The sequence below is a fragment of the [Bacillus] caldolyticus genome, assembly GCF_003595605.1.
Classification (GTDB): Bacteria; Bacillota; Bacilli; order Bacillales; family Anoxybacillaceae; genus Geobacillus; species Geobacillus thermoleovorans.
Map to the genome: position 1 here is coordinate 2,603,689 of NZ_CP025074.1, position 22,077 is coordinate 2,625,765.

The 22,077-nt window shown below is 55.0% G+C and carries 19 protein-coding genes, 2 tRNA genes and 2 rRNA genes; 16 read left to right on the plus strand and 7 right to left on the minus strand.

The genetic code is table 11. The annotated features are described in order from the left end of the window. Positions 1–24: 24 nt before the first annotated feature. The 4 genes from CWI35_RS13500 to yugI all read left to right on the plus strand — a co-directional run bounded on the left by CWI35_RS13500 (position 25) and on the right by yugI (position 2,483). Positions 25–288, plus strand: a complete 264-nt coding sequence (locus CWI35_RS13500; protein ID WP_013524508.1) for a YugE family protein — start codon at positions 25–27, stop codon at positions 286–288. Positions 289–342: 54 nt separating this feature from the next. Then, on the plus strand, positions 343–843 hold the full coding sequence (locus CWI35_RS13505) for an Lrp/AsnC family transcriptional regulator (protein ID WP_013144362.1): 501 nt from the start codon (positions 343–345) through the stop codon (positions 841–843). After that, complete coding sequence (locus tag CWI35_RS13510) at positions 840–2,012, plus strand: aminotransferase (protein ID WP_020756135.1); 1,173 nt, start codon at positions 840–842, stop codon at positions 2,010–2,012. Before CWI35_RS13505 ends, CWI35_RS13510 begins: the two co-directional genes overlap by 4 nt. 105 nt (positions 2,013–2,117) lie before the next feature. Continuing rightward, positions 2,118–2,483, plus strand: a complete 366-nt coding sequence (gene yugI, locus CWI35_RS13515; RefSeq protein ID WP_119877851.1) for a S1 domain-containing post-transcriptional regulator GSP13 — start codon at positions 2,118–2,120, stop codon at positions 2,481–2,483. A 104-nt stretch (positions 2,484–2,587) separates the two neighbouring features. On the opposite strand, the gene CWI35_RS13520 is transcribed toward yugI, so the two are convergent. Then, positions 2,588–2,821 (minus strand): DUF378 domain-containing protein, encoded by a 234-nt coding sequence (locus tag CWI35_RS13520; protein ID WP_011232397.1) that lies wholly within the window; start codon positions 2,819–2,821, stop codon positions 2,588–2,590. 148 nt (positions 2,822–2,969) lie between these two features. On the opposite strand from CWI35_RS13520, the gene CWI35_RS13525 reads away from it, so the two are divergent. From CWI35_RS13525 to CWI35_RS13535, 3 genes are all read left to right on the plus strand, one after another. Continuing rightward, entirely contained in the window at positions 2,970–4,133 is a 1,164-nt protein-coding gene (locus CWI35_RS13525; protein ID WP_011232396.1) for an iron-containing alcohol dehydrogenase, read from the plus strand. A gap of 514 nt (positions 4,134–4,647) precedes the next feature. Next, positions 4,648–5,997, plus strand: coding sequence for a glucose-6-phosphate isomerase (locus CWI35_RS13530; protein WP_011232395.1), 1,350 nt, complete (start codon positions 4,648–4,650; stop codon positions 5,995–5,997). Between the two features lie 277 nt (positions 5,998–6,274). Further along, positions 6,275–6,679, plus strand: coding sequence for a YugN-like family protein (locus CWI35_RS13535; RefSeq protein WP_013144366.1), 405 nt, complete (start codon positions 6,275–6,277; stop codon positions 6,677–6,679). Here CWI35_RS13535 and CWI35_RS13540 read toward each other — a convergent pair. Beyond that, positions 6,676–7,671 carry a potassium channel family protein gene (locus tag CWI35_RS13540; protein ID WP_025039315.1) on the minus strand — a complete coding sequence of 332 codons (996 nt, stop codon included), beginning with the start codon at positions 7,669–7,671 and terminating at the stop codon, positions 6,676–6,678. The two genes, CWI35_RS13535 and CWI35_RS13540, sit on opposite strands and share 4 nt — an antisense overlap. Positions 7,672–7,782: 111 nt before the next feature. Here CWI35_RS13540 and CWI35_RS13545 point away from each other — a divergent pair, with 111 nt between their 5' ends. Then, positions 7,783–7,971, plus strand: coding sequence for an H-type small acid-soluble spore protein (locus CWI35_RS13545; RefSeq protein WP_013144368.1), 189 nt, complete (start codon positions 7,783–7,785; stop codon positions 7,969–7,971). A 262-nt stretch (positions 7,972–8,233) separates the two neighbouring features. On the opposite strand, the gene CWI35_RS13550 is transcribed toward CWI35_RS13545, so the two are convergent. Next, positions 8,234–9,409, minus strand: a complete 1,176-nt coding sequence (locus tag CWI35_RS13550) for an MFS transporter (RefSeq protein WP_021321915.1) — start codon at positions 9,407–9,409, stop codon at positions 8,234–8,236. A 99-nt stretch (positions 9,410–9,508) separates the two neighbouring features. Between CWI35_RS13550 and CWI35_RS13555 the strand changes: the two genes are divergently transcribed. Together CWI35_RS13555 and CWI35_RS13560 are read left to right on the plus strand one after the other, a co-directional pair. Continuing rightward, positions 9,509–10,009 (plus strand): GNAT family N-acetyltransferase, encoded by a 501-nt coding sequence (locus CWI35_RS13555; RefSeq protein WP_015375705.1) that lies wholly within the window; start codon positions 9,509–9,511, stop codon positions 10,007–10,009. A 57-nt stretch (positions 10,010–10,066) separates the two neighbouring features. Further along, positions 10,067–10,318 (plus strand): hypothetical protein, encoded by a 252-nt coding sequence (locus CWI35_RS13560; RefSeq protein WP_011232390.1) that lies wholly within the window; start codon positions 10,067–10,069, stop codon positions 10,316–10,318. 212 nt (positions 10,319–10,530) lie between these two features. On the opposite strand, the gene CWI35_RS13565 is transcribed toward CWI35_RS13560, so the two are convergent. After that, entirely contained in the window at positions 10,531–11,412 is an 882-nt protein-coding gene (locus tag CWI35_RS13565) for a thermonuclease family protein (RefSeq protein WP_013524499.1), read from the minus strand. 237 nt (positions 11,413–11,649) lie between these two features. Between CWI35_RS13565 and CWI35_RS13570 the strand changes: the two genes are divergently transcribed. Then, a complete protein-coding gene (locus CWI35_RS13570; RefSeq protein WP_014196631.1) occupies positions 11,650–12,951 on the plus strand; it encodes a DnaD domain protein in 1,302 nt (433 codons plus the stop codon). Between the two features lie 231 nt (positions 12,952–13,182). Here the strand turns inward: CWI35_RS13570 and CWI35_RS13575 are convergent. Together CWI35_RS13575 and CWI35_RS13580 are read right to left on the minus strand one after the other, a co-directional pair. Then, positions 13,183–13,255: transfer RNA gene (locus CWI35_RS13575), tRNA-Ala, on the minus strand. A 72-nt stretch (positions 13,256–13,327) separates the two neighbouring features. Then, the gene (locus CWI35_RS13580) at positions 13,328–14,005 is read right to left on the minus strand and encodes an MgtC/SapB family protein (RefSeq protein WP_011232387.1); all 678 of its coding nucleotides are present in this window, start codon (positions 14,003–14,005) and stop codon (positions 13,328–13,330) included. Between the two features lie 126 nt (positions 14,006–14,131). Between CWI35_RS13580 and CWI35_RS13585 the strand changes: the two genes are divergently transcribed. Then, positions 14,132–15,040 (plus strand): DMT family transporter, encoded by a 909-nt coding sequence (locus tag CWI35_RS13585; RefSeq protein WP_119877852.1) that lies wholly within the window; start codon positions 14,132–14,134, stop codon positions 15,038–15,040. On the opposite strand, the gene CWI35_RS13590 is transcribed toward CWI35_RS13585, so the two are convergent. Then, a complete protein-coding gene (locus CWI35_RS13590) occupies positions 15,011–15,829 on the minus strand; it encodes a protein-glutamine gamma-glutamyltransferase (RefSeq protein WP_015375702.1) in 819 nt (272 codons plus the stop codon). The genes CWI35_RS13585 and CWI35_RS13590 overlap by 30 nt on opposite strands. 89 nt (positions 15,830–15,918) lie before the next feature. On the opposite strand from CWI35_RS13590, the gene CWI35_RS13595 reads away from it, so the two are divergent. The 4 genes from CWI35_RS13595 (at position 15,919) to CWI35_RS13610 (ending at position 22,075) form a co-directional block, all read left to right on the plus strand. Next, entirely contained in the window at positions 15,919–16,086 is a 168-nt protein-coding gene (locus CWI35_RS13595; protein ID WP_236612571.1) for a hypothetical protein, read from the plus strand. A gap of 523 nt (positions 16,087–16,609) precedes the next feature. Beyond that, a 16S ribosomal RNA gene (locus tag CWI35_RS13600) occupies positions 16,610–18,167 on the plus strand. Between the two features lie 654 nt (positions 18,168–18,821). Next, a 23S ribosomal RNA gene (locus CWI35_RS13605) occupies positions 18,822–21,751 on the plus strand. Together the 16S and 23S rRNA genes with 1 tRNA gene alongside form the textbook arrangement of a ribosomal RNA operon. A 249-nt stretch (positions 21,752–22,000) precedes the next feature. Next, positions 22,001–22,075, plus strand: a tRNA-Asn gene (locus CWI35_RS13610). Positions 22,076–22,077 lie beyond the last annotated feature (2 nt).

Consider the following 22,077-nt stretch of genomic DNA (forward strand, 5'->3'; position numbering starts at 1 on the left):
AGAAAGAAGGTGGATGGCGGCGGCATGGACGGACAACAGTTGAATCGGCTTCTTCTTGAATGGATCGGCGCCTGGGACCCGTTTGGCCTTGGAAAAGACGCCTACGACGTCGAGGCGGCCAGCGTGCTCCAGGCGGTGTATGAGACGGAAGACGCCCGCACGTTGGCCGCCCGCATTCAGTCCATATATGAATTCGCCTTTGACGAGCCGATTCCTTTTCCCCACTGCCTAAAACTCGCCCGCCGGCTGCTTGAGCTGAAGCAAGCGGCGTCCTGTCCGCTCCCGTGATGACGACAGGCGGCCGGTTTGGCGAAACCGACCGATGAAATGGAGGGATGCTGCGTGAAATTGAGCGAAAAAGAGCTGGAAATTATCGAAATATTAGAAAAAGATGCACGAACGCCGATCGATGTGCTGGCGAAGATGATCGATTTGCCGGTCGAAGAAACGGAAGCGCTCGTCAAAAAGTTAGAAGAGGCGAAAGTGATCGTCCAATATACGGCGCTCATTGACTGGCGGAAGGCGGACGGCCGCGAAGGAGTGACGGCGATGATCGACGTCAAGGTGACCCCAAAGCGCGGTGTCGGCTTTGACGAGGTGGCGGAACGCATTTACCGATTCCCGGAAGTGAAATCGGTGTACTTAATGTCCGGCGCCTACGACTTATCGGTCGTGATCGAAGGGCGTTCGATGGCGGAAATCGCCCAATTTGTATCGGAAAAACTGTCGACGCTCGATTCTGTCATTTCAACGACGACCCATTTCATTTTGAAAAAATACAAACACGATGGCATCGTCTTTGACCAAGGAGATCAAGATCGCCGCATCGTGGTGTCGCCATGAAGCCGCAAACGAGAAAAACGTACGTGTCGGAAACGGTTGCGGGCTTGAAACCATCCGGCATCCGCCGTTTTTTCGACCTTGCTTCCACCATGGATGGCGTCATTTCGCTCGGCGTCGGCGAGCCGGATTTTGTCACGTCCTGGAGCATTCGCGAAGCGAGCATTTTGTCGCTCGAGCAAGGCTATACGTCGTACACCCCAAATGCCGGGCTCTTGGAGCTCCGCCAAGAAATCGCCGCTTATTTGCGCCGCAAGTTTCATGTCGACTACTGTCCGGAGACAGAAATTTTAGTGACGGTCGGGGCGAGCCAAGCCATCGACTTGGCGCTTAGGGCGATCATCAACCCGGGTGATGAAGTGATCATCGTCGAACCGAGTTTTGTCGCCTACGAGCCGCTTGTCGTGCTCGCGGGCGGGAAGCCGGTGGCCGTTTGCACGTCTGGCGAAGACAAGTTTCAGCTCAATCCGGCGCACCTTGAACGGGCGATCACCGAGCGGACGAAGGCGGTCATCATCTGCTCGCCGAACAACCCGACCGGAACGGTGCAGAGCCGCACGGAGCTTGAAGCGATCGCCCGTCTGGCTGAGGCGCACGACTTGCTCGTCATTGCCGATGAAATTTACGCCGAGCTGACGTATGAAGGAGAGTACACGAGCATGGCCGCTGTTAGCGGCATGCGCGAGCGGACGATTTTGATTTCCGGTTTTTCCAAAGGGTTTGCGATGACCGGTTGGCGGCTCGGGTTTGCGGCAGCGCCTGACGAGATTTTGCAGGCGATGTTGAAAATCCATCAGTATGCCATGATGTGCGCGCCGACGATGGCGCAATATGGGGCGCTTGAGGCGCTTCGCAGCGGAGAGCGCGATGTCGCCGAGATGCGCAACAGCTACCGGCGGCGGCGCAACTATTTCGTCGCCTCGCTCAATGAAATCGGGCTGCCGTGCCATTTGCCGGGCGGCGCGTTTTACGCCTTCCCGTCCATCAAGCCGACCGGTTTGACGTCGGAGCAGTTTGCTGAGAGGCTGCTCATCGAAGAAAAAGTAGCGGTCGTCCCCGGCAACGTCTTCGGCCAAAGCGGGGAAGGCTATATCCGCTGTTCATACGCTTCATCGCTCGAACAGCTGCAAGAAGCCATTAAGCGAATGAAACGGTTTTTGGCGCGCCTGTAACTGGGGATGTTCCGCCGTCGGCGGGACATCTTTTTTTGGGGTTTGCTGTCGGTCTATGTTATAATACAGAAACATAGACGAAATTCATCAATAGGAGTGTTTCGCTTGTCAACGATCAAACGAGGAGCGATCGTGAAAGGGAAGGTGACGGGCATTCAGCCGTATGGCGCGTTCGTCCAGCTTGAGGACGGCATGCAAGGGTTGATCCATATTTCTGAAATTTCCCATCAATTTGTGAAAGATGTGCGCGATTACGTCCATGTCGGGGATGAAGTGACGGTCAAGGTGTTGGACGTCGATCGAAAGGCGAGGAGGGCGAGCCTGTCCCTAAAGGCGCTTGAACCCGCCGAGGAAAAGAAAAAACGCCATATGCGCATGAAAATGCCGCTCAAGTCGGGGTTTCGCCCGTTGAAGGAAAAACTGCGCGAATGGATTGAGCAGTCCAAGAAAGAAAATTGGCCGAAACCATAACCCTGCGCCCCAAACGGTGAGAGTCCATGACGCTTTGAGGCCGGGAGAGGCGCAAAAAAATAAGACACCCACCGTCAGGCGGTGAGTGTCCCAATGGTTTTCCGTCATGTGCGCGATGTCTTTGGCTCGGTGCGCCCAAGTTCTTCGGCCGGTTTAAATAAAAGCGCCAAGTTGATCAAGCCGGCGATGCCGACCAAGCTGTAGATGATGCGCGACCAAACGGAGTCTTGGCCGCCGAAAATGGCGGCGACTAAGTCAAATTGGAAAAAGCCGATCAGTCCCCAGTTAATGGCGCCGATAATGGTCAACAATAGCGCAATGCGCTGCAATGCTCCCATCTTGTTTGCCTCCTTTGGAAAATTTCTTTTCAACTTATAGGATGAATCGCAGTCGTGAAAAATATGCATCGTTTGCCGCCAAAGCAGTTGGCTTTACAACCGGTGGCAGGCGCTGCCATAATAGATTCAGGAAAAGGAGGGCATCCATATGCAAGAGTTTATTTTCCGCAACCCGACGAAACTGATTTTTGGAAAAGGGCAGCTCGAACGGCTCAAAGAAGAAGTGCCGCGCTACGGCAAGAAAGTGCTGCTCGTGTATGGCGGCGGCAGCATCAAACGAAACGGATTGTATGAGGAAGTCATGAAGATATTGGGGAATATTGGCGCCGAGGTCATCGAACTGCCAGGCGTCGAACCGAACCCGCGCGTCTCGACCGTAAGAAAAGGGGTGGACATTTGCAAGCGGGAAGGCGTCGAATTTTTGCTGGCGGTTGGCGGCGGCAGCGTTATCGACTGCACGAAAGCGATCGCCGCCGGGGCGAAATTCGATGGCGATCCGTGGGAGTTTATCACGAAAAAAGCGCCCGTCACCGGCGCCCTGCCGTTTGGCGTCGTCTTGACGCTGGCGGCGACCGGGTCGGAGATGAATTCTGGTTCGGTGATCACAAACTGGGAGACGAAAGAAAAATACGGCTGGGGCAGCCCGTTTACGTTCCCGCAATTTTCGATTTTGGATCCGACGTATACGATGACCGTTCCGAAAGACCATACGGTTTACGGCATTGTCGATATGATGTCGCATGTGTTTGAGCAATATTTCCACCATACGCCGAACACGCCATTGCAAGACCGGATGTGTGAAGCGGTGTTGAAAACCGTGATCGAAACGGCGCCCAAACTGATCAACGATTTGGAAAACTACGAGCTGCGCGAGACGATCATGTACTCGGGCACGATCGCCTTAAACGGCTTCTTGCAAATGGGCGTCCGCGGCGACTGGGCGACGCACAATATTGAGCATGCCGTTTCCGCCGTGTATGACATCCCGCACGCCGGAGGATTGGCGATTTTGTTCCCGAACTGGATGAAGCATGTGCTCGATGAAAACGTCAGCCGTTTCGCCCAGCTCGCGGTGCGTGTGTTCGATGTCGATCCGGCGGGCAAATCCGAGCGCGATGTGGCGCTTGAAGGCATCGAGCGGCTGCGTGAGTTCTGGTCGAGCCTCGGGGCGCCGTCGCGGCTTGCGGACTATGGCATCGGCGAGGAAAACTTGGAGCTGATGGCCGATAAAGCGATGGCGTTTGGCGAGTTCGGCCGTTTCAAAACATTGAACCGCGATGATGTGCTCGCCATTTTGCGCGCTTCCCTTTAATGAGGCGATGCGGCGGCTTCGCGAATCGATCGATGATGGCGCCGGCTCGGCGACGGAATCTGCCTGAGCTGGCGCTTTTCCTATTTTCTTGGTTTGCCTGGGCGCGCTCCCGATCCCGCAGGACGGTGGAAAGGGAGGAGGGCGCGAAAAACAGCCGCCTCGCTCAAATCCATGGTTCTCGAATGAGGAAAAAGCACAACGTTGATTACGTTTCTTGAGGCGAGTAGCCTGAGCCCCCTAGAAGGCGGGTGAAAAACGAGTTTTGTTCGCAAATCGGCGGCGTTTCATCAGAAAAGAGAGCCGATTTCACAAGGTTTCTCTAATTGAAAAATGGCTGGGATAAGCTGTCTTTTTCGTTGCATCACCATCCCTCCAGACGTTACGCAAGGAAATCGGCACGGCGAACATGGCGAAAAATGAATCCGTTTTCAAAAAAGGTGGGCTGCTTGATTTCCCTTGTTTATTCCGCTAAAGTGAAAGAAGGCAATGATTCTTGAAGGGGAGGCGGAAATCGATGACCCACATTCGCTTTGACTATTCGAAAGCGCTCGCCTTTTTTGGCGAACATGAGCTTACATACTTGCGCGATGCCGTGAAAGTCGCGCATCATTCGCTTCATGAAAAAACCGGTGTTGGAAGCGACTTTTTAGGCTGGCTTGACTGGCCGGTCGACTATGACAAAGAAGAATTCGCGCGCATCAAGGAGGCGGCGAAAAAAATCCAATCGGACTCTGATGTTCTTGTCGTCATCGGCATCGGCGGCTCGTACCTTGGCGCGCGGGCGGCGATCGAGATGCTGCACCATTCGTTTTACAACGCCCTGCCAAAAGAAAAGCGGAAAACGCCGCAAATCATTTTTGTCGGCAACAACATCAGCTCGACGTATATGAAAGACGTCATCGATTTCTTGGAAGGGAAAGACTTCTCGATCAACGTCATTTCCAAATCGGGGACGACGACCGAGCCGGCGATCGCCTTCCGCATTTTCCGCAAGCTGCTTGAGGAGAAATACGGCAAAGAGGAAGCGCGCCGCCGCATTTACGCGACGACCGACAGCAAGCGCGGCGCGCTTCGGACGCTCGCCAATGAGGAAGGGTACGAGACGTTTGTCATTCCGGATGACATCGGCGGCCGCTACTCGGTGCTGACGGCGGTCGGGTTGCTGCCGATTGCCGCAAGCGGCGCGGACATTAACGCCATGATGGAAGGAGCGGCCAAAGCGCGTGACGATTTCAGCTCCTCGGAGCTTGAGGAAAACGCCGCTTACCAATACGCCGCCATCCGCAACATTTTGTACAACAAAGGGAAAACGATCGAGCTGCTCGTCAACTACGAACCAGCGCTGCACTATTTCGCCGAATGGTGGAAGCAGCTGTTCGGCGAAAGCGAAGGGAAGGATCAAAAAGGCATTTACCCGGCTTCCGCTGATTTCTCGACCGATTTGCATTCGCTCGGCCAATACATTCAAGAAGGGCGCCGCGATTTGTTTGAAACAGTGTTGAAGCTGGAAGAACCGCGTCATGAGCTGATCATTGAAGCCGAAGAAAACGACCTCGACGGGCTGAACTATTTGGCGGGAAAAACGGTTGATTTCGTCAACACAAAAGCGTTCGAAGGGACGCTGCTCGCCCATACGGACGGCGGCGTGCCGAACTTGGTCATCACGTTGCCGAAGCTCGATGAATATACGTTCGGCTACCTTGTCTACTTCTTTGAAAAAGCATGCGCCATGAGCGGCTACTTGCTCGGGGTGAATCCATTTGACCAACCGGGAGTGGAAGCATACAAAAAGAATATGTTCGCCCTCCTCGGCAAACCAGGCTATGAGCAGTTGAAGGAAGAACTGGAGAAACGGTTGAAATAACAACGTGTTCCATCGCCAAGCCGCTGTTTTCTCGGGGGAGATGACTCGCGGCTTGACCCGAGTCGCGCCCAAAATGGCGGACGGAACGACGGAAAAAGCGCCTCTTCCCTTTTGCGGGGGAAGAGGTGTTTTGTTATACATGAACCGGGTCGTTCGGCCGCACAACGCCCGGGCGAGGGTTTATTGCTCCCTGCCGTTTTTCGCCAAGCGTCTGAAGCTGCCGCGGACAAATAATCCCCGCCGAACGGGAAACGATAAAAGAAAGGAGGGATTGTGCATGATTGAAATGCCATCGCGTTTGGAAGGAAAACAATTTCAACTGTACCATTTGGAAGAGCAATTAAAACCAATGGGATATACAATCGGCGGCGGGTGGGACTACGATCACGGCTATTTCGACTACAAAATCGCCGATGACGCGGGCTATCAGTTTTTGCGCGTGCCGTTTCGGGCGGTCGACGGGCAGCTTGATTCGCACGGAACGACGGTGGAGCTTGGGCGGCCGTTTTTGCTTGCGCATAAATACCAACGGGGCATCGATGATTTCGCCGATGTCGGCAACATCAGCGCCTCATTCAATCAGTTTGCCGAGCCGCAAGACCCGGATGCGACCGTACCCGAGCGATACATTTCCGTCGGAAAGGCGCTTGTCCAAGAACTGGAGCGCCGCCTGCTCGATTAAGGGGCAAGCGCGAACAGGCGGTCGCTTTGTTGAATCGGGCGGTCCGGTGCAACGGAAATCGCTCCGTGATCTCCATGGATGACGCCAAGCAGCGTCACGTTTTGCTTGAGCAGCTGCTGTTGAACGGCGGCGAATGGCTGGCCGATTTGCTGTTCGTCTGGCTCGAGAAGGCAGAGCGTCTGTCCGTCCAGGCGGTAAAGCGCCGTCTCCCACACGCTGGCGGCGCCCGGCGAGCGAAGGCTGGCGGCCATGGCGAAACTCGCCAGCAAGTTTGTCTGAATCACCTCATCCGCCCCGGCGCGGAAGGCGTTCTGGACGTTTCGGCCCGTTAGGATTTCCACGATGGCGTACACCGACGGGTTGAGGCTTTTGGCGGCAAGCAGCGTGACAATCGTATCTTTATCGGCTTCCGCTTCGGCTTTATGCGGATCGGCGGTGATGAGCAAAAAACGCGCTTCTTGAATATTGGCCTTCTCCAGCACCGCATCGTCGCTTGCCGTTCCTTTAATGAAATGAACCGGCGCGTTCAGAAGCGGGTGGGACGGAACAGTGGCGTCGATGAGAACGAAGCGCATGGAGGCGTCGTGCCGCGCGAGGCGGAGCAGCACCTCGCGCGCCCGCTCGTTCCAGCCGACGATCACCGCATGGCCGCGCTCTGTATACCGGAGCTGTCCGCTTGTAAAGGCGGTTTCCCGGGCGGCGGCCGCGGCGGAGACGGAAGCGAAATAAGCGGTGAGGATGCCGGTGCCAAGGATGATAAGCCCAATGGCCGCGAGTTTTCCGGCGGCCGTTTTCGGGACGATGTCGCCGTAGCCGATTGTCGCGGACGTCACGATCGCCCACCACACGCCGTCGAACACCGTGCGGAACGTCTCTGGTTCAATGAAGCGCATCAGCGCGCCAAACAGCACGATCAACGCGCTTGCCGAGACAAACAGACGAAGCACGGGCGGCCAGCGCCAATACGATAACAGCACGTTCCTTGTTCTCATCGTCCACCCCTCTTTTGCTTTTGTCTTTTTTAGTGTGAGCCGTTTTTGCATAAACATTCCTGTTTTTTCCCATACTAGGAAACGGAACATCACAGAAAGGGGACAGTGGTCATGGATATGAACCGTGTCAAACAAATCGTTTCTTCCCCTGCCGATATCCCGGTGTATTACAACGGCGTGTCGGTATGGATTGACGGGTATGATGAAGAAAAACAGACGGCGACCGTCCATTTGCGCGATGGCCGGCTTCATGAGCGCCGGGATGTGCCGGTTTCGGAATTGACGGAAGAGCGGGAGTGAAAAGGGGAGGCCGGCTGACAGTGCGGGAGCCTTCTTGCGTTGCTTGGTTCGAGTAAAGGCGTTTTCCGGCATGAAGCGTCCGGGCGGCCCGCAAGAAAACGGTTGTTGTTCGCCGTCTGTTTCGTGAACAAGACGGCTTTTCAGACGACAATCAGAGGGAGTCGGTGCAAGGACGTAGACATCGGATGAAACGTTGATGGAGCGAAAGACGGGGAAATCCGCCGCTTGCCGAACGACATGTCGGGCAAGCGGCTTCGTTTTGTCAGACAGCGGATTGGCGGCGCGTCCGGGCAACGCGCACCGTCAACAGCAAGGCGCAGGCGAAAAAGAGAATATCATCGATTCCGTAGACGAGATGATACCCTCCAGCGGCAAACAGCGCGCTGCCGATCATTGGTCCGAACGCCATGCCCATATAGCGGAAAAAGTTGTACACGCCGATCGCTGTCGAGCGGTTCGCTTGAAAAACGTTCGTCAGTACGGTCGTCTGCACTGGGAGCGAAAGGCCTAAAAACAAGCCGAACAAGGCGATGGCCAAAACAAGCAGCGAAAGCGATCGTTGGGCCGCGATCAAGAAAAAGAAAATGGACAGCACGGTCAAGTACGATGCCGCCAAGAGGATGCGCCGCTCCGGGAAGCGTCCTTGAAGGCGCCCGCCGAGGAAGCTGCCGATGACGATCATGGACGACATCGCCAAGTACACCGTCCCTTTTTCCTGCGCCGACAGACCGTACCGATCCGTCAAGATGCTGGGCAAAAAGACGAGAAAATTATACAGCGAGTAATATTGAACAAATCCAAGCAGAACGATCGACGACCCGGCACGGCGGCGGAGCACTGAAGCGAAGTCGGAGAGGCGAAACGGGGACGAAACGGCCGTTTCCGGTTTCGTTTCCTTCAGCAGCAGGAAATTGCCGGCACCAACTAAGCCGCCGACGGCCACAAGCGCCAAAAAGACGGTGCGAAATGGAAAATGCTCTGCCAAAAAGCCGCCGACGATCGGCCCGACGACAGGGCCAAGTGAGACCATCATTTGAAACGTCCCCATCGCCCGCCCGCGCTCTTTGCCGGTGAACAAGTCGCCGATGACCGTGGCGGCGACGACCGACCCGGCTGCGATGCCAACGGCTTGCAAGGCGCGGAAAAACAAGAGCGCATAAATGGATGTTGAGAAAAAACAGCCGAGCGAAGCGGCGATGTAGATGACGATGCCGCCAAGCAGCACCGTCCTCCGTCCTTTCCGGTCGGTGAGCGGGCCATAGACGATTTGCATCATCGCCAGGAAGAAAGTGAAAATGGAAATCGTCAAGTTGATCAAAAACGAAGAAGTCGCAAACGCCTCCCGCACTTCTGGTAAAATAGGAGTGTAAATCGTTTGCGTAAACGGGCCGAGAAACGCGGCGAGCGACACAAGATAGACGACAAGCTGGCGTTTCATCTCTTTCCCCTTTCTTTGTTTGTACATATGTATCATTATACTCTCGCTTTTTTCACTGATGGAAATAAAATGACTGTTTGCAAAAGGGGAGATGGAAAGATGGAATCATGTTTGATCCGCGATGCGGCCGCGGCGGATTTGCCGCACATCGTCCGCATTTATAATGAAACGATCCCAAGCCGGATGGTGACGGCGGACTTGGAGCCGGTGTCGGTCGAAAGCCGGCGGGCGTGGTTTGAGGCCCATGACCCGCACAATCGTCCGCTTTGGGTCGTCGAGGACGACGGCGCGGTTTGCGCCTGGCTCAGCTTTCAGTCGTTTTACGGCCGCCCGGCGTACCGCCATACGGCGGAGGTAAGCATTTATATCGCCGAAACGCACCGCGGCCGGGGGCTTGGGACGAAGCTGCTCGAGCGGGCGGTCGAACGGGCGCCCGAACTTGGGATCAAGACGCTGCTCGGCTTTATTTTTGCGCATAATGAACCAAGTTTGCGGCTTTTCTCCCGCTTCGGATTTGAACGATGGGGATATTTTCCGCGCGTGGCGGAATTGGACGGCGTGGAACGCGATTTGGTCATTGTCGGCAAACGGCTTGTATAGAATGGGGGGAGGCGGGGAAGTCATAAGTAATGAGGATGAACGGAAAGAGGGAAGGATATGAACGTCATGCCGATTCGGCTGTTTACGATCCAAGATGGGGAAGGATTTGTCGCTGACGCGTTTCAATGCCCGGTGACCGGCAATTTGATTTACAAATCGTCTGGCACGCCGTCCGTTGTCGCATATGCAGACTTGACCGACGAACAAATCATGCGCCTTGAGAAATACGGATTTCGGCGGCTCGGCGAGTCGCCGGCGCGGATGGAAAGCGGCCCGGACGGCATTGAAGAGCTGCTGCCGAGGCAATGAGGGAGAAAGAAAACGAGGTGAAAACGTTGAAGAAAAGGCCTGCCCGCTGGGGACAGGCTTTTTCTTTTCCTCAGAAGGCCGGCGAAACCCAACGGATTCGCTCGATCCGTTCGTGAGAAAGCTCAAGGGATGAAACTGCGGCGCTGCAAGGTTTTTTCAATTTGAAAAACATTGTTGCAAAGCCTGATATTCGTTCCATCACCGGCCGTTGATCATGTCAACCGGCGGATGAGCCAATAGAGCGCGGCGGCCGCCGCTAGGCCAAGCAGCGTATAAAGAACCGGACGGCCGGATCGTTCGAGCGGCGTTTTGTTCTCCAAAGCCGGCGGGTGAACGGTCTTGGCCGTCTTTTCCCCGGTCTGCGGCCGCGTTTCCGTCCCTGCCCCCTCCCTCTCTCCAGCGGCGTGCTTGCCGTACATGCCCGCTCCGGTTCGTTTCGCCTCCTCGTACGCCTTGCGGACGCGCGCTTCGTATTTGTAATCGCCATAGTCATAAAAGTCTTCGACAAGTCCGGCTTTGGCGAGGTCTTCTTGCAGCAGGCGCTTGCCGACCCACACCCAGGCGAGCAGCCGCTGGTATTTGTCAAACAGCGCGTCTCCGTCGGTCTCAAGCAAAATGTTCCCTTGATGCAAGCGGGAACATGTAAATCGGCTTGCTTCTTTCCCATACGGTTCGACTTGGATCGTGCTCTCCGGCGTATCAATGAACAAAAACCTCGTCGTGTATACATGGCCGTTGACGCGGAATTTCGCCGTATCGCCGTCGATGCACTCGACCAATTCAGCCGGGTAGGTGCGGCCAAGGCGCAACGTAGAACGATCTTCTTTCTTCCCCAGTGTATGGCCGTCCAGGTCGATTCGCTCTGGGGTGAGATGCCGCTTGCATCGTTCATTGCCGTTGTATGTTTGAATAAGCTGGACAAGCTCTTGTTTCGTTTTCGCCTGCTTCGCCAGCGCAGTCGGCTCATGGAGCAAATACACGCAGTCGCTGCCGCGGAAGTGCCCGCCCAACTCATCAAGCTCGCCAGGGTGGGCAAAAGCGGAAATCGGGAACATCAACAGGAAACAAAACAAGAATATGACCATTCGTTTCAAAAACGATCCCTCCACTCGAAAAACATTTCTTCCTCTTGAACAAAAACCGGATGTCCGCAATGGATGGGTTTCAGCACACGATCGCACATGTTATGCCGGTTTTTTCCGTTTTTCAGCGAAAAATCAAGCCAATATGGCCGTTATCGCGCTGTTAGGCGGTTTGCGTTCGTTCACGATAAAGTTTATCAAAAAAGTGGAACGATGAGGAAACATCTCGTCTGAGGGGGAGAGGATGACATGTCCAACTTGCTTTTCGATGATCAACCGTTGGTCATTTTGCCGCAACTCGCTTTGGCGATCGGGTTGAACGAAAGCATCGTTGTTCAGCAGCTGCATTATTGGCTCAAGAAAAGCGAAAACGTCCATGACGGCTATAAGTGGGTGTACAACACGTATGCAGACTGGCAGCGACAATTCCCGTTCTGGTCGGAAAGCACGATTCGCCGGATCATTCTTAAACTGGAAAAAATGGGGATCATCGTCGCGGCGAATTTCAACCGCTCCAAGATCGATAAAACGAAATGGTATCGGATCGACTATGACAAACTGGCCGAAATAACGAAAGAAATATCAGAAATGTCGGACGGACAACATGGGCAGGCGGCAGATGATGGCGTGATGACCGCGCACAATGGTGTTTCGATCGTTCAAGGTGCGGTTTCGTTCACTCAAAACGGGGTTTCGTTCGTTCACGATGAGGGTTTGACGACGCACGATGGGGATTCGATTGTGCAAGATGGCATCTCGGCCGTTCAAGGCGGCGCTTCTGTGGTTCAAGGGGGGATGTTGACGGCTCAAGATGGCATTTTGACGGTTCAAAATAGGGTTTTGCCCACTGAAGATGGGGGGTCGATGAGGCAAAGCAGCGTTTCGACGATTCAACAAGATCAGATTTCGGCCGTTTACGATGGCGTTTCGATCGGCCAAAATGAGCAGACGATGGGCGAAACAGTCCGTCCATTTGCGCAAAATGAACCATCCAGCTGGTCAAACTGGGCGGTCGAGGTGCTCAATTTGACAAGACCAATACCAGAGACGACAACAGAGATGACATCAGAGATCAAAAGAGAAGACGAAGAAGACGCGCGCGTGCGCACATACAAGGAGATCGTTCGCTTCTGTGAGGAAAACGGGTTTGGCGTGATCGGCGATTATTTGCGGGAAAAGATCAATGCATGGGTGGACGATGCGTCCGAGGAATTGGTGTTGGAAGCATTGAAAATCGCGGTGGAAAACGGCGCCAAACGGTGGGTGTACGTGGAAACGATTTTGCGCGACTGGACGGAAAAAGGGTATCGCACCGTGGACGAAGTGCGCGCCGCGCGGTTGGCGTTTCGAAAAGAGCGGATGAAGCAACGATCCGCCCCGCCTTCATCCGATGGCGGCAGAACGATGCGGAAACCGATCCGCACCGAGATCGTGCCGGATTGGCTGAAGATGGATTACAGCCAGCCGGAAGACGACGACTTTGACATCGAGCAGGCGCGCCGTGAGTTGGAGGAACGTCTGAAAAAATACAAAACCAACCCGGACGGATGAAGCCGAAGGGCGTAAGAGTCCGAGGAGTCTCATCTCATGACGGGACGTGAACCGAGCGATTTCTTGTGTGCCCCACGATTTGAGGTTCAGTCAGGTCGTTCACTGGTGCTGGCGCCCCTTCACGTTTAGATGGTGGGAGGCTTCTTTTGGGAATTTGTTCACAGGGGGATGGCTCATCGCCATCTCCCGAAACAAAAATAAAAAACCCTTGCACGGCAAGGGTTGGGCAAATGGAGCATACCGGGCTCGAACCGGTGACCTTCGCGCTGCCAGCACGACGCTCTCCCAACTGAGCTAATGCCCCAAAAAAGGATATGGATGATCTGTCCATGTCCCATTATATATATGGATGCGGACAATTGCAATCCTTTTTTGATCACCCGCTTTCAATATCAACGTGCACGACATCGTCAATGGAGCGGATGACGTAGTAAAGTTCGGCGGTCGAGCGCTTTTGGTCAATGACGGCTCTTAGTTTCAGCAAATGTTCATTCTCTTCCACATCCTTAATGCGCATCGTTTTAATGTTGATGTCCTGTTGTTTTAAATGGTCGATGACCTTTGTAATGTTTTTGGCGTCCGCCACGGTGATTTGCAGCAGCACCTCTTTTTCGCGCAGCTGCTTTGGTCCAAAAAAATTGATCAAAAACGGAATGAGTTCCACACTGACAATGAGAAGCGCGACGCCGAACGCCGATTCCCAATAGAAGCCTGCGCCGACCGCTACTCCAATCCCTGCCGCCCCCCAAATGATCGCGGCGGTCGTCAGCCCGGTGATGCTGTCGTTGCCGCGGCGCAAAATGACGCCTGCTCCTAAAAAACCGACCCCGGACACAATTTGCGCCGCCAGTCGAAGCGGGTCCATCGTAATATGGTCTTTGAGCGGAAAGACGTACGCCGATTCGATCGAAACGATTGTAAGCAAGCAGCTGGAAATGGAAATCACAAGACACGTTTTCAAACCGACCGGTTTTCGCTTCAATTCCCGTTCCAGCCCAATGATCAGCCCGAGAATGGCGGAAATCCCTAGTTTGAGGAACGGATCAAACATCATCGTTTCTCACCTCGTTCATGGTATAATGTAAGAAAACGTTCGTGAACCATTTTTGTCCGCCCTTCCGCATGAAAGTGGTAGATCAGGGCGCACACTCCTTTTCGTAGAAAGTGAGTTGGCAGAAACATGAAGCCGCCAAGCACAGCAAAGGCTTATGCCGCTCTATTCATCGGCGCGCTTGCCGTGTCAACATCGGCCATTTTCGTCAAATGGTCGCAGGCGCCGTCCGCGGTGATCGCCTTTTATCGGCTCTTTTTGGCCGTCGCCATCATGACGCCGTTGTTCCTCCGGCATCGAAGCGAACTCCGAGGCATCTCTCGGCGCGATTGGCTGTTTTCGCTTTGTTCTGGGGTTTTGCTTGCCTTTCATTTTATCCTTTGGTTTGAATCGCTCGACTATACATCCGTCGCTAGTTCGGTCGTGCTTGTGACGCTGCAGCCGCTGTTTGCCTTCGCAGGCGGCGCGTTGTTTTTCCGCGAACGGTTGACCGTCGGCGCGGTCGGGAGCGCGGTGTTGGCCATGATCGGCAGCGTTCTCATCAGCTGGGGAGACTTCCGCGTCAGCGGGGAAGCGCTGTACGGCGATGGATTGGCGCTGCTTGCGTGCGCGTTTGTCACGGCGTATTGGCTGTTCGGCCAAGAGGTGCGCCAACGGTTGTCATTGATGACGTATACCTATATCGTCTATGGCATCAGCGCGGCGGTGTTGTGGCTGTACGCGATGCTGTTTCGCCTTTCGCTGACGGCGTATCAGCTGACGGATTGGCTTTGTTTTCTCGCTCTCGCCGTCATTCCAACGCTGCTCGGCCATTCGGTGATGAACTGGGCGGTCAAATGGGTCAGCGCCTCGACGGTGTCGATGGCGATTTTATTTGAACCGATCGGCGCTTCCGCCTTGGCCTACTGGCTGTTTGGCGAACCGATCCGTCCGTTTCAATGGATCGGCGGTATTTTTATTTTAACAGGAATCGCCCTGTATTTGTGGGAGAAAAGCGAAAAAGGTCCGCTAACGGTGCAAGAACGTAGCGGACCCTAGCGTTCCGACGATAAAGGGCGGGCGGCGGATCGGCAGGCGGAATTCATCGAAGCCGCGGGCGAATTGGGACAGATAAGCGAAATCGACTTGCGTGATATCGGGAAGCAGGTAAGCGGATTTCGTCGCCCCCCGCTTTCGTTTTCGATTGAGCGCGGCGATGATGCCGTCTGCCGTCTGGATGCCGATGCCGTGCCCGTAAAAGAAGCCGTCGCCTAAGTAAATGGCATTTTCCCCTTGCCATTGCGGCGTCAGCGGATCGAATTCCGGGTTTTTAAAATAGAGGCAATCTCCGGGGAGAAAGTGTTCATCTTTTTTTGTTTGAATGCCAAGATCCCGGTCGGTATGCCAGTCATACAGCAGCAAATCCGCAAACAGCCGGTTGAATGCCGCTGGATCGATTACGTCAAGCACGGCCTTGTAAAACACGATGACGATCGCGGTCGCGCATTCAAACGCGTATCGCTCGCTATGGACAAAAATGTCCTGAATCGCTTCGGAAGCCGTGACATCTGGGCGAAGACGGAAGCCGCCGCGCTCGTCCCGCGTCCAAAAATCGCTGTTGCAGCGCGAAAAACGGAAAATGGCAAACCGCGCCCGGCTTTTCGCCAACTCGCCCGCCGCCCGAACAATGCGGTCGCGCAAGGCGATTTCAAATCGAAGCTGGTGTTTATTTGCATACGTATACAACTTAGGCGAGGAAACAAGGGCATCTAAGATTCGTTGTTCGCTGGCCGGAAGCGAAAACGAACTCGAAACGTCAAAGTTGATTGGTGATAACACGCGAATCAAAGTGAAGAAGCCTCCTTGATGAAAGGATCGCAACAACGATATAGATGCAAAACGGAAAAGTTCTCCACGTCCTTGACGAAAAAAGTCGCTTGCCTATTTCGACCGCCCGAGGCAAACAGCCGTCTTCTTCGCTGCACCTTGGCGTGGCGGAAGACGGAACGACTACCTGCTTCACAGACCCAGGCGTGGGGCTGGAAGCGGCGTTGTTCGGTCGCCTGACAGTCCATCCAGTCGCTCTGCAAAAGCCGTCGATGTGAAGGCGTCCAATCGCATCTATATAGCGATGCCATAGAAGAAATGTATGCACTCGCGCCGGTGTTCATTCCCCTTTTTTAGGAAAAGAACGCTTTCCTGTGGGATGGAGAAGAGGGAACGGGGATGGATCAGCGCGTCCTAAAATTTTTTTAAAAAAGGTATTGCTTTTTTCGAGTTAAGGTGGTATATTAGAAAACGTCGCTGATCAAAGAGGTTGTTTGACAGCGATGCGAAGCAAAAAAGCAGTTGACATCCAAAAAGATGTTATGCTAACATAAAAGAGCTGTTTGAGAGAGACAAAACAGTCGAAAGCTTGTTCCTTGAAAACTGAACGAAACGAAGCGCAATAGAAAAGCTGAGGCCGCTTTGGCCGAAGCTGGACAATACGGAAAAGCTGAGGCCCGCGGGTCGCCGCGATGGGCAAATGTTCTTCGCCTGCAGGGATTTACAATCCCGAAGGCGAAGGTTATTTGACCCCGAGCGGCGGCGGGCTGAAGCTGGACAATGCGAAAAGCCAATCAACTTTCTTTGGAGAGTTTGATCCTGGCTCAGGACGAACGCTGGCGGCGTGCCTAATACATGCAAGTCGAGCGGACCAAATCGGAGCTTGCTCTGGTTTGGTCAGCGGCGGACGGGTGAGTAACACGTGGGCAACCTGCCCGCAAGACCGGGATAACTCCGGGAAACCGGAGCTAATACCGGATAACACCGAAGACCGCATGGTCTTTGGTTGAAAGGCGGCCTTTGGCTGTCACTTGCGGATGGGCCCGCGGCGCATTAGCTAGTTGGTGAGGTAACGGCTCACCAAGGCGACGATGCGTAGCCGGCCTGAGAGGGTGACCGGCCACACTGGGACTGAGACACGGCCCAGACTCCTACGGGAGGCAGCAGTAGGGAATCTTCCGCAATGGGCGAAAGCCTGACGGAGCGACGCCGCGTGAGCGAAGAAGGCCTTCGGGTCGTAAAGCTCTGTTGTGAGGGACGAAGGAGCGCCGTTCGAAGAGGGCGGCGCGGTGACGGTACCTCACGAGGAAGCCCCGGCTAACTACGTGCCAGCAGCCGCGGTAATACGTAGGGGGCGAGCGTTGTCCGGAATTATTGGGCGTAAAGCGCGCGCAGGCGGTTCCTTAAGTCTGATGTGAAAGCCCACGGCTCAACCGTGGAGGGTCATTGGAAACTGGGGGACTTGAGTGCAGGAGAGGAGAGCGGAATTCCACGTGTAGCGGTGAAATGCGTAGAGATGTGGAGGAACACCAGTGGCGAAGGCGGCTCTCTGGCCTGCAACTGACGCTGAGGCGCGAAAGCGTGGGGAGCAAACAGGATTAGATACCCTGGTAGTCCACGCCGTAAACGATGAGTGCTAAGTGTTAGAGGGGTCACACCCTTTAGTGCTGCAGCTAACGCGATAAGCACTCCGCCTGGGGAGTACGGCCGCAAGGCTGAAACTCAAAGGAATTGACGGGGGCCCGCACAAGCGGTGGAGCATGTGGTTTAATTCGAAGCAACGCGAAGAACCTTACCAGGTCTTGACATCCCCTGACAACCCAAGAGATTGGGCGTTCCCCCTTCGGGGGGACAGGGTGACAGGTGGTGCATGGTTGTCGTCAGCTCGTGTCGTGAGATGTTGGGTTAAGTCCCGCAACGAGCGCAACCCTCGCCTCTAGTTGCCAGCACGAAGGTGGGCACTCTAGAGGGACTGCCGGCGACAAGTCGGAGGAAGGTGGGGATGACGTCAAATCATCATGCCCCTTATGACCTGGGCTACACACGTGCTACAATGGGCGGTACAAAGGGCTGCGAACCCGCGAGGGGGAGCGAATCCCAAAAAGCCGCTCTCAGTTCGGATTGCAGGCTGCAACTCGCCTGCATGAAGCCGGAATCGCTAGTAATCGCGGATCAGCATGCCGCGGTGAATACGTTCCCGGGCCTTGTACACACCGCCCGTCACACCACGAGAGCTTGCAACACCCGAAGTCGGTGCGGTAACCCTTACGGGAGCCAGCCGCCGAAGGTGGGGCAAGTGATTGGGGTGAAGTCGTAACAAGGTAGCCGTACCGGAAGGTGCGGCTGGATCACCTCCTTTCTAAGGACGAAGAAAAGCGGAAGCGCCGTAATTTCGCCTAAAGGCAGCCCGCGTCCTGCGGGCAACGGCGAAATATCGCCATCCTGGCGATCTCGAAGCCAAATGTTCTTCACCCGCAGGGGTGCTTGCACCCCGAGGGGGAAGGTTATTTGGCAGAAGAGAGCCAGGCGCTGGAGCTAGACATCAGTCGTTATTCAAAGCAAAACGCGCTTCTGTTTCGTTCAGTTTTGAAGGAATGAGAAATTCCTTCAGTTGCTTTGCGTCTGCGTCTACAAGTGAATTCAGAGAAGCTGGATTCCTCGACGCAAAGCTGCAAGGAAGCTGTTTCAACGTAGTTGCTTTGCGTCTGTGCCTGCGTCTGCTAGCAGGTTCAGGGAAGCAAGATTCCTCGGCACAAGACTGCAGAGAAGCAAATTCAAGAAGCAGTCTCGTTTGCGTCTGCGTCTACAAGTGGATTCGGAGAAGCCGAATTCCTCGACGCAAACCAGCGAAGAAGCAGGTTCAAGGCAGCAACTTTGCATCTGCGTCTTCTAGCAGATTCGAGGAAGTGGGATTCCTCGATGCAAGACTGCAGAGAAGCAAATTCAAGAAGCAGTCTCGTTCCTTGAAAACTAGATAACCGGAAAAGCAAAGGAAGAAGCCGAGAGCGCAATAGGTTAAGCTGGAAAGGGCGCACGGTGGATGCCTTGGCACTAGGAGCCGATGAAGGACGGGGCAAACGCCGAAACGCTTCGGGGAGCTGTAAGCAAGCGTTGATCCGGAGATGTCCGAATGGGGGAACCCACTGTCCGTAATGGGGCAGTATCCATGCCTGAATCCATAGGGCATGGAGGGCACACCCGGGGAACTGAAACATCTTAGTACCCGGAGGAGAAGAAAGCAACCGCGATTCCCTGAGTAGCGGCGAGCGAAACGGGAACAGCCCAAACCAAGAGGCGTGTCCTCTTGGGGTTGTAGGACCGCTCACGATGGGAGTGAGAAAGGGACGGGGTAGACGAACCGGTCTGGAACGGCCGGCCAGAGAAGGTGACAGCCCTGTAGTCGAAACTTCGTTCCCTCCCGAGCGGATCCTGAGTACGGCGGGACACGAGGAATCCCGTCGGAAGCAGGGAGGACCATCTCCCAAGGCTAAATACTCCCTAGTGACCGATAGTGCACCAGTACCGTGAGGGAAAGGTGAAAAGCACCCCGGGAGGGGAGTGAAAGAGAACCTGAAACCGTGTGCCTACAAGTAGTCAGAGCCCGTTGATGGGTGATGGCGTGCCTTTTGTAGAATGAACCGGCGAGTGACGATGGCGTGCGAGGTTAAGCCGAAGAGGCGGAGCCGCAGCGAAAGCGAGTCTGAACAGGGCGTGTGAGTACGTCGTCGTCGACCCGAAACCAGGTGATCTACCCATGTCCAGGGTGAAGGCCGGGTAACACCGGCTGGAGGCCCGAACCCACGCACGTTGAAAAGTGCGGGGATGAGGTGTGGGTAGGGGTGAAATGCCAATCGAACTTGGAGATAGCTGGTTCTCCCCGAAATAGCTTTAGGGCTAGCCTCGGGTTTAGGAGTCTTGGAGGTAGAGCACTGATTGGGCTAGGGGCCCAAATCGGGTTACCGAACCCAGTCAAACTCCGAATGCCAACGACTTATGCCCGGGAGTCAGACCGCGAGTGATAAGATCCGTGGTCGAGAGGGGAACAGCCCAGACCGCCAGCTAAGGCCCCGAAGTGCACGTTCAGTGGAAAAGGATGTGGAGTTGCAAAGACAACCAGGATGTTGGCTTAGAAGCAGCCACCATTTAAAGAGTGCGTAATAGCTCACTGGTCGAGTGACTCTGCGCCGAAAATGTACCGGGGCTAAACGTGCCGCCGAAGCTGCGGGATGACCGTTGGTCATCGGTAGGGGAGCGTTCTAAGGGCAGAGAAGCCAGACCGGAAGGACTGGTGGAGCGCTTAGAAGTGAGAATGCCGGTATGAGTAGCGAAAACAGAGGTGAGAATCCTCTGCGCCGAAAGCCTAAGGGTTCCTGAGGAAGGTTCGTCCGCTCAGGGTTAGTCGGGACCTAAGCCGAGGCCGAAAGGCGTAGGTGATGGACAACAGGTTGAGATTCCTGTACCACCTTCTTCCCGTTTGAGCGATGGGGGGACGCAGGAGGATAGGGCGAGCAGGCGGCTGGAAGAGCCTGTCCAAGCCGCAAGGCTGATCCGTAGGCAAATCCGCGGATTGTAAGGCCAAGCGGTGACGGCGACGGAGTCATCCGGAAGTCCCCGATTTCACACTGCCAAGAAAAGCCTCTAGCGAGGGAAGAGGTGCCCGTACCGCAAACCGACACAGGTAGGCGAGGAGAGAATCCTAAGGCGCGCGGGAGAACTCTCGTTAAGGAACTCGGCAAAATGACCCCGTAACTTCGGGAGAAGGGGTGCTCTTTGGGGTGAAGAGCCCTGAAGAGCCGCAGTGAAAAGGCCCAAGCGACTGTTTATCAAAAACACAGGTCTCTGCGAAGCCGAAAGGCGACGTATAGGGGCTGACACCTGCCCGGTGCTGGAAGGTTAAGGGGAGCGCTTAGCGGAAGCGAAGGTGCGAACCGAAGCCCCAGTAAACGGCGGCCGTAACTATAACGGTCCTAAGGTAGCGAAATTCCTTGTCGGGTAAGTTCCGACCCGCACGAAAGGTGTAACGACTTGGGCGCTGTCTCAACGAGAGACCCGGTGAAATTATACTACCTGTGAAGATGCAGGTTACCCGCGACAGGACGGAAAGACCCCGTGGAGCTTTACTGCAGCCTGATATGGAATTTTGGTATCGCTTGTACAGGATAGGTGGGAGCCTGGGAAGCCGGAGCGCCAGCTTCGGTGGAGGCGGCGGTGGGATACCACCCTGGCGGTATTGAAATTCTAACCCGCACCCCTTAGCGGGGTGGGAGACAGTGTCAGGTGGGCAGTTTGACTGGGGCGGTCGCCTCCCAAAAGGTAACGGAGGCGCCCAAAGGTTCCCTCAGAATGGTTGGAAATCATTCGGAGAGTGCAAAGGCACAAGGGAGCTTGACTGCGAGACGGACAGGTCGAGCAGGGACGAAAGTCGGGCTTAGTGATCCGGTGGTTCCGCATGGAAGGGCCATCGCTCAACGGATAAAAGCTACCCCGGGGATAACAGGCTGATCTCCCCCAAGAGTCCACATCGACGGGGAGGTTTGGCACCTCGATGTCGGCTCATCGCATCCTGGGGCTGTAGTCGGTCCCAAGGGTTGGGCTGTTCGCCCATTAAAGCGGTACGCGAGCTGGGTTCAGAACGTCGTGAGACAGTTCGGTCCCTATCCGTCGCGGGCGCAGGAAATTTGAGAGGAGCTGTCCTTAGTACGAGAGGACCGGGATGGACGCACCGCTGGTGTACCAGTTGTCCCGCCAGGGGCACCGCTGGGTAGCTATGTGCGGACGGGATAAGCGCTGAAAGCATCTAAGCGTGAAGCCCCCCTCAAGATGAGATTTCCCACCGCGCAAAGCGGGTAAGATCCCTCGAAGATGACGAGGTCGATAGGTCCGAGGTGGAAGCGTGGCGACACGTGGAGCTGACGGATACTAATCGATCGAGGGCTTAACCAAGAAAAGCGCAGGCGAGCGGCTTCTTCCAACGGTTATCTAGTTTTGAAGGAATGAAAAAACTCTTGACAGCTCAGCGCGAATCATTATAATAGTAAATGTCTAAAGAGATGTCATTTCGCAGCAGCTCAGTGACGAGCATTTGCATCATCGGATGAACTGCGAGTTGCCTCGACGCATCCAGCTTCTTTGAATCGGCTGGCAGAGGAAGAGGCAGGACATCTTGTTGGGAGAATTGACCGTCGTTATGATTCCGCAGTAGCTCAGTGGTAGAGCAATCGGCTGTTAACCGATTGGTCGCAGGTTCGAATCCTGCCTGCGGAGCCATC